The organism is Parvibaculum sp., assembly GCF_002684405.1.
Classification (GTDB): Bacteria; Pseudomonadota; Alphaproteobacteria; order Parvibaculales; family Parvibaculaceae; genus Parvibaculum.
Genome location: NZ_NYVD01000179.1, coordinates 1 through 7185, shown reverse-complemented (window position 1 = coordinate 7185; position 7185 = coordinate 1). Strand labels below are relative to the sequence as shown.

At 63.5% G+C, this 7185-nt stretch carries 8 protein-coding genes and 1 pseudogene; 4 read left to right on the top strand and 5 right to left on the bottom strand.

Features of this window, described 5'->3' with window-relative positions; translation table 11 throughout:
* The first annotated feature begins 168 nt into the window (after positions 1-168).
* Complete coding sequence (locus tag CMI59_RS16575) at positions 169-975, top strand: transglutaminase-like cysteine peptidase (protein WP_293329338.1); 807 nt, start codon at positions 169-171, stop codon at positions 973-975.
* A 20-nt stretch (positions 976-995) separates the two neighbouring features.
* On the opposite strand, the gene CMI59_RS16570 is transcribed toward CMI59_RS16575, so the two are convergent.
* Positions 996-1772 carry an enoyl-CoA hydratase-related protein gene (locus CMI59_RS16570; protein WP_293329337.1) on the bottom strand — a complete coding sequence of 259 codons (777 nt, stop codon included), beginning with the start codon at positions 1770-1772 and terminating at the stop codon, positions 996-998.
* Positions 1773-2036: 264 nt separating this feature from the next.
* Here CMI59_RS16570 and CMI59_RS16565 point away from each other — a divergent pair, with 264 nt between their 5' ends.
* Both CMI59_RS16565 and CMI59_RS16560 read left to right on the top strand, forming a co-directional pair.
* Positions 2037-2699 (top strand): DUF4339 domain-containing protein, encoded by a 663-nt coding sequence (locus CMI59_RS16565; RefSeq protein WP_293329336.1) that lies wholly within the window; start codon positions 2037-2039, stop codon positions 2697-2699.
* A gap of 207 nt (positions 2700-2906) precedes the next feature.
* Positions 2907-3314 (top strand): annotated as a pseudogene (locus CMI59_RS16560) (peptidylprolyl isomerase); the annotation flags it as partial.
* 21 nt (positions 3315-3335) lie between these two features.
* On the opposite strand, the gene CMI59_RS16555 reads toward CMI59_RS16560, so the two are convergent.
* From CMI59_RS16555 to CMI59_RS16540, 4 genes are all read right to left on the bottom strand, one after another.
* The gene (locus tag CMI59_RS16555) at positions 3336-4505 is read right to left on the bottom strand and encodes a hypothetical protein (protein ID WP_293329335.1); all 1170 of its coding nucleotides are present in this window, start codon (positions 4503-4505) and stop codon (positions 3336-3338) included.
* Between the two features lie 15 nt (positions 4506-4520).
* On the bottom strand, positions 4521-5333 hold the full coding sequence (locus CMI59_RS16550) for an enoyl-CoA hydratase-related protein (protein WP_293329334.1): 813 nt from the start codon (positions 5331-5333) through the stop codon (positions 4521-4523).
* A 95-nt stretch (positions 5334-5428) separates the two neighbouring features.
* The gene (locus CMI59_RS16545) at positions 5429-5905 is read right to left on the bottom strand and encodes a DUF192 domain-containing protein (RefSeq protein ID WP_293329333.1); all 477 of its coding nucleotides are present in this window, start codon (positions 5903-5905) and stop codon (positions 5429-5431) included.
* Positions 5905-6435 (bottom strand): gamma carbonic anhydrase family protein, encoded by a 531-nt coding sequence (locus CMI59_RS16540; RefSeq protein ID WP_293329332.1) that lies wholly within the window; start codon positions 6433-6435, stop codon positions 5905-5907. The genes CMI59_RS16545 and CMI59_RS16540 overlap by 1 nt, the downstream gene beginning before the upstream one ends.
* A 146-nt stretch (positions 6436-6581) precedes the next feature.
* Here CMI59_RS16540 and CMI59_RS16535 point away from each other — a divergent pair.
* The coding region (locus tag CMI59_RS16535) for an alkaline phosphatase PhoX (protein ID WP_293329331.1) at positions 6582-7185 on the top strand (604 nt) is incomplete at its 3' end.

Here is a 7185-nt window from a genome sequence, read left to right as displayed (position 1 = left end):
GGGGCCGGCTGTTTTTCGGCCTCATCTGCAAACGCACTCGTAAACGCATCCGGTCCGGCCTGGCTGTGCCGCATTGACACAAACTTAAGACACACCCTTTAGTATACATCCATCGATCTACACACGTATCGGTCGCAATCGCAGCAACCACCGGACGAGACAAGAGAGATGGTGCAACGGACAAACCGGCCTTATGCCCGCGCGGCACGGCTCGGCTCTATTCTGGTCCTGCTCGGCCTGGCGCTTCAGCCCGCCACGCCGCCGGGCCTTGTCACCGGCACGGCCTCGCAAATACCACGCGATGCCACAGCCCCCGCACCAGGAGAGCGGTCCGTCGAAAGCGGCGCATTGCTGCCCGTTGGCCGTCAGGTCATGCCGCCTGCGGGCTATATCGGCTTTTGCCTGAGAAATCCGGCCGGGTGCACGGGCGGCAGCGACCACCCCGCCCCCATGCATCTGTCGTCGGAGCGGTGGCGGGAACTCAACGACATCAACGACTTTGTGAACAGGTCCATTCCCGAGCGGGACGATCTCTCGCTCTATGGAATGCGGGAATACTGGGCCTATGCCGATCCCGACCGGGGCGGCGACTGCGAAGACCTTGCGCTTCTGAAACAACGCCTGCTCACGGAGCGCGGCTGGCCGCTCACGGCGCTTTCCGTCGCCGTGGTCCGCCAATGGAACGGCGAAGGACATGCCGTTCTGCTGGTCGCCACCGATCGCGGCGATCTCGTGCTCGACAATATGACCTGGAAAATCCTGCCCTGGCGGCAGGCGCCCTATGAATGGCTGATGCGTCAGTCGCATCGCCGGCCCTATATCTGGGTCGCGCTGGATCCGGATGGCGAGGACGGGCCGGCGGTTCTCGCGAACCTGCCGCCGCCCGGCACCGAGCCGCCTTTCGTGGCGGCGGCCCGGCGCTTCAAGCAGATGACGGCCTCGCTGGCGGAAACGCGCGCCGCCGCGACGCCCTGACGGGACTTACCTGCCCCTTCTCACTTGCCTTTCCACTGCGGCTTGCGCTTCTCGGCAAAGGCCCGCGGACCTTCGATGAGGTCTTCCGATTTGAAGAGCGCGGCAACGGAGGGATATTTGCCTTCGACCGCCTTCTTGAGATCGGCCTCGTCCAGACCGCGATAGACGGATTCCTTGGAAGCCCGGATCGACATCGGCGAACATTCCGCAATGAGCCCCGCCCACCGCTTCGCCGCATCGAGCAATTCCGCCTGCGGCACGACCTCGTTCACGAAACCGAGTTCCTTGCCTTCTTCGGCGGAGACCTGACGGCCGGTGAGGATCATGCCCATGGCCTGTTTCACCGGGATCTGGCGCGGCAGACGGTGCAGGCCGCCGGCCAGCGCGGCAAGGCCGACTTTCGGCTCAGGCAGCGCGAATTTCGCATTGTCCGACGCAATGATGAGATCGCAGGCCAGCGCAATCTCGAAACCGCCGCCCATGGCAACGCCGTTCACCGCCGCGATAACCGGCTTGGTGATGTTGTAGCGCGCCGTAAGACCGGCAAAGCCCGTCGCCGGCACTTCCATCTTGCCGCCTTCTGCCTGAAAGCGCAGATCGTTGCCGGCGCTGAACGCTCTTTCGCCCGCACCCGTGATGATGGCCACCCAGAGATCGTCATCGGCTTCGAAATCGTTGAAGATTTCCTCCAGCTCGAAATTCGCCGGCGGATGCAGCGCATTCATGCGCTCGGGCCGGTTGATCGTTACGACGAGAACATTTCCCTCGCGCTCCGCGGTGCAGAATTCTGTACCCATTTTTAGATCCATCCCTGTCGGCGGTCGCCCCGCCGGGGCGCCGCAAATAGCTGTTGAAACGGGACTTTTCTGCCCGTTTGGCCGCCGATCCTGCCCCTGCTCTCCGCATGGAGCAAGTTTCCGGCAATTGACCTCGCGTTAACCAAGTGGTTCTAGGCTTCATTATCACCCCCTTCGCGGCCAATGCGGGGGGATCGCGGCCACACCCGTTTTCCAGGTTGATTCTGCACAGTCATGAGCGCGGCAAATCCCACAGGACAAGACATGTCGGCCGGTGAGAGCCCCGAGGCGGAAACCCGCTGGACGCTCAAATATGGCGACAGGATTTACGGCCCCTACTCGTTTCAGGCGATGCAGACCTATATCGCCGAGGGGCGTATCGCAGGCCATAGCCTGATCGCGCCCGAAGGCACGCCGCTCGCCGCGGCCGACTGGCGCCGCGCCGACGAAGTTCCCCATTTCACGAATTTCTTTGCTCTGGGGGGCAAGGACCTCGGGGCTGAAGCCCACCGGCATGAAGGCGAACAGCAGGAGGCCGAATACCCGGTCACCCAAACCAACCGCCCCGTCATCGACGGCACGGAAGCCCGTCCGAAATACGGCCCGGGCAAGGGGCAGCAGGACCGCCGCAAACGGCCCGAAAGCAGCAACTTCATGATCGTGCTCGATGTGAAGTCGCGCTATGCGGGCCCGCTCGAACAGTCGATCATGTCGCTCGGCCCCGCCTACAAGCTGGCGCCGAATGTCTGGTGCGTGAACGCCGCGCCGGATTTGACGGCCCCGGCCCTTCTCAACGATCTGAGCCAGCATATCGGATCGACCGATACGATCTTCGTGGTCGACGCGACACGGGACCGCGCCGCGTGGAACTCGCGCGGACCGGAAGTGGACGCCAAAATCCGTAAGGTCTGGCGCCGTCCCATCTGAAACCCGGCTACCGAACGTCACGATTTGACGACAGCGGGCCTTTATCGGCCCGCGCGCGGGTGACATTGCGCCTTGGCGGATGTTAGGCTTGCCACCGATAAGGGCTTTCAGCACATGGCTGAAGGCCCGTTTTGTTATCCGGATATTGCATGTTCGCCGCGAGGCTGCGGGCATGCGGAAAGGTAAATTGTGGCAGCAGCAAATGGCGATACGGTCCGCGTCCACTATACGGGCAAGCTCAGCGACGGCACTGTGTTCGACAGCAGCGCGAATGGCGAGCCGATTGCATTCGCGGTCGGAAGCCAGACGGTCATTCCCGGCTTCGAGCAGGAAGTGGTCGGCATGGAGCCCGGTGAGAGCAAGACCTTCACCATTCCCAGCGAGCAGGCCTATGGCGAGCACGATCCCCGCCTCGTGCAGGAAGTGCCCCGTACCGAACTTCCCGCGGAAATGGAAATCCAGCTCGGCATGCGCTTGACCGCGACCGCGCAGGACGGCCGAGAGATCCCGCTTGTGGTAACGGAAATGTCGGACGAAGCCGTTCGCCTGGACGCCAATCATCCGCTGGCCGGCAAGGACCTGACCTTCGAGATCGAACTCGTCTCGGTCGACTAGGACCGCGCTCGCATCGCTTTTTTAACGCCGGGGCCGCGCAAGCGGCAGCGGAGCGGAGAGAGTAGTCCGCATATCCGCACCCGGCGTTTCCACCTCACGGCCAGCCGATCCGGCACCGTCCGGCCCGTCGGTCGGAGGCACGCTCCCCGAAGACTCAACCTCGGACAAAGACGGACGCGAGAGCGGCACAGGCGCCTGCCCGCGAACCTCTTCCGTCCCGGCCGATGCATCGGCGGACATATCCGGCGGCAAATCGGCAGGCGGCGCAGTGACGGCCGCCTCCCCCCTTGCCGCACCCCCCAGCAAGACTGTCGCATCCTGCCAGCGCAATATGAGCGGCCCGCCAATGGCGCTTACATCCGCGCAGCGCGCCTGCGGCATCCGCCCCCGCGCGCATTGCACGGTCGAGCGCACAAGCTGCATCTCGAACTTGGCGCGGCGCAGGAATTCGCCGAAATGCTTCTTGTCCTGCACGTCCTTCACGAGCCGGAGAATTTCCCGGCAATCGGCGGTCTGGCGATCAAGCAGTTCATCCAAGGCCGCTTGCGGAAAAGCATCGTTCGGCGGTCCGCTTCGGCAGATACGCCAGATGACATCCACGCTTGCATAATCGTAAAGCAGGATAAGCGCCCGCATATCGTCCGGCAGCGCCGCATATTGGCGCGCCACGTCGCGCGGCGACCATTCCGTATAACGATCGACGAAACGCACGACATCGACCGGCGCTTGCGGCGCGGGGCGGTAATCGGGCGATGACGCTTTGCGGGCGTCTTCGTTCAGGAAGGAATATTCCCGCGCCGAAGCAATATCGGGCAGGCCCTTCGCATTGGACGGAATGAAAAGGAATTGAACGCCGAGGGGCCGCTTCTCCAGATGAAAGAAGGCGGCGGATGCCTTGCCGCCGATAATCAGAGAGCCTTCCGCGCCCTTCGCCGAGCGCTCGCCCGACAGGCGGTATTCGAGCCCCTCGCGCGGCCGGAACGCACCTTCGATGCGCTCCCCCCTCTCGTTGAGCACGAGCGACATGCCCGCCCCGGCGCCGATCCCCTCATAACGTCCCGACAGCCCGGCGGCGCTGAGCGGCAAGGCGGATGCCGCCAGCAGAAGAACCGCCAGCAACACCCCTTGCAGGAACGGCGGGACGCGACCGTGCGAAAACCACTCTCCAGCCTGATCCGCCCCGCCCCGCATCCGCTCTCCTTCGGCTCACTTGCCCTTGAACTCGGGCTTGCGCTTTTCGATGAAGGCCGTCATGCCCTCGCGCAGATCTTCCGTCTTCATCAGCGGCAGAAGCTGGAGATAGACGTGGTGGACATGCTCCGGGAACGGCTCGTTCAGCCCCATCCGCATCATGCGTTTCGACGCCTGCACGGCGAGCGGCGCATTGGCGGCGATCTCCCCGGCCATTTCCATGGCGCGCTCCATCAGCTTTTCATTGTCGACCACTTCCGAGGCAAGTCCCCATTCGACCGATTCCTCGGCGCTGAGCGTGCGGCCGGTGAAAATGAGTTCCGCCGCCTTGGACCAGCCCAGCAGACGCGGCAGGATCCAGGTGCCGCCCGATTCCGGCACCAGCCCGCGCTTGGTGAAGGCCGCGGCAAGTTTCGCCGACTTCGCCATGATGCGGATATCGCAGCCCATCGCCGTATCCATGCCATAGCCCGCCGCGCCACCATTCAGCGCGCAGATGGTCGGCTTTTCCATCGCCTGAAGCACGGTCGGCGGCGTGTATTTCAGGTCGAGCGAGGTCGGCTGCGATGCGCCGGTCAGAATACCGCCGCCCTGCCCGGGCCTCAGATCGAGCCCGGCGCAAAAGGCGCGCCCCGCCCCCGTCAGCACGACGACGCGCACATCCGGATCGCCATCCGCTTCCAGAAGACAATCCGTAAGCTGATTGAGCATGGACGCGGAAATCGTGTTCATCCGCTCCGGCGCATTGAGCGTGATGGTCGCGATATGATCCGCAACCTCGTAAAGCACCTCCTGTGGTGCCGCGGTGCTGTCCTCGGCAACGCTCATGGTCTCAACTCCCTGATCTGTTGTTTCAAAGCCGTTTCATTGATGACGGTCGGGACAGTCTATCAGCCGATAGCGCCCCGTCTAACGCCGATCCCTCACTCGCAGGCCGGGCCCTCAAGCGCCGGGTAGAGCACCCGGTCGCCTGCGGAAATATCTCGCGCGGCCAGTTCTCCCGCGCCGACCTCCAGCACGGCGAAGACATCCCTGTCCGGACCGATCCCCGCAAGCGAATAGGGCTCGGTCCCGGCCGCGATATCCAGAATATCGCCATTGCGATCCAGAAACGCGATATCGAGGGAAACCGGCGTATCCTTCATCCAGAAGCTCACCCGCCGGCAGCCCTCATAGATAAAGAGCATCCCCTGCCCCCGCGGCAGCGTCTCGCGCCCCTGAAGCCCGCGCAGCCTTTCGGCATTGTCGTCGGCGATTTCAACCTGGAAATCATGCCTGCCGCCCTGCCCGGCGATAGCGAGCGGGCGAAGCCCCTCCGAACCCGCCTGAGCTTCCGCCGCCATCGCACAAGGCGGCAGCGAAACCGAAAGCAGCGCGGCGAGAAGGACGAGCCGGCGCATCAGCCGATTTTCTTCAGGCCGCCCGCATAGCGCTTCCAGTTCTGCACATAGTGCTCGGCGGAAAGGCGCAGCGCTTCATATTGTTCTTTCTCCAGCGTCCTGACCACCTTGCCCGGCGCGCCCAGCACCATGGAATAGTCCGGGATTTCCTTGTTCTCCGCGATCAGCGTATTGGCGCCGATCAGGCAGCCTTTCCCGATCTTCGTATTGTTGAGAATGATGCTGCCAATACCCACCAGACTTCCCTCGCCGATCGTGCAGCCATGCAGCATCACCATATGGCCGATGGTCACGTCCTTCTCGATGGTGAGCGGCGATCCCATATCGGTGTGCAGCACGGAGCCGTCCTGCACATTGGAGTTTTCGCCGATGGTGATGAGCTCATTGTCCCCGCGCAGAACCGCGTTGAACCAGACGCTGGCATTCTTCTCCAGCTTCACATTGCCCATGACCTGCGCATCCGGCGCGACCCAGTAGTCGCCCTCGCCCGGTAGAATCGGCTGCGTGTCGCCCAGCGCATAGATGGCCATGTCTTTTACTCCCTGTTCTCGGTTCTCTTTGCCCGCGACTATGCCCGCTCATGCCCTGCGCGCCAATAGCGCGGTCATCCCCCTGTCATTCAATCGTCATGGCCCAGCCATAGCTTTTCGGCCTGCTTTGAAATCAGGAGAGCGTGATGGCGGATGGCGATTCTTTCGACCGGCAACTGGAAACGGCGGATGACGAACCGGCCGCAAGGGAAACGGCGCCCTCGCTGAACGAAATCTGGGACCGGCGCATCGGCCGTCGTGGCCTCCTCAAAGGAATGCGCAATGCCGCCCTGCTGGCCGGTGTGGCCTCCGCGCCTCTGGCGCTCGCCGCCTGCGACGATACCGACGAACCGCAGAAGGCCGCCGAACCGGAAAAGCCGAACCCCACCCGCTTCAAATTCGCTGAAATCGAGCATGGCGTGGATGAGACCCATCATGTCGCGCGCGGCTATCGCGCCGAGCCCATCCTGCGCTGGGGCGACCCGATTCTGAAGGGCGCCCCGGATTTCGATCCGATGGAACAGACCGCCGCCGCCCAGCGCCTGCAATTCGGCTACAACAACGACTATGTGGGCTTCGTGCCGCTTCCCTATGGCACCGATGCAAGCGACCGGGGCCTTCTCTGCGTCAATCATGAGTTCACCTCCGACCCCGTCATGCTGCCCGGCATCGCCGGCAAGGACCCGCGCAAGGTGCTGACGCGCGAACAGGTGGACGTGACCATGGCCGCCCATGGCGGGTCCATCGTCG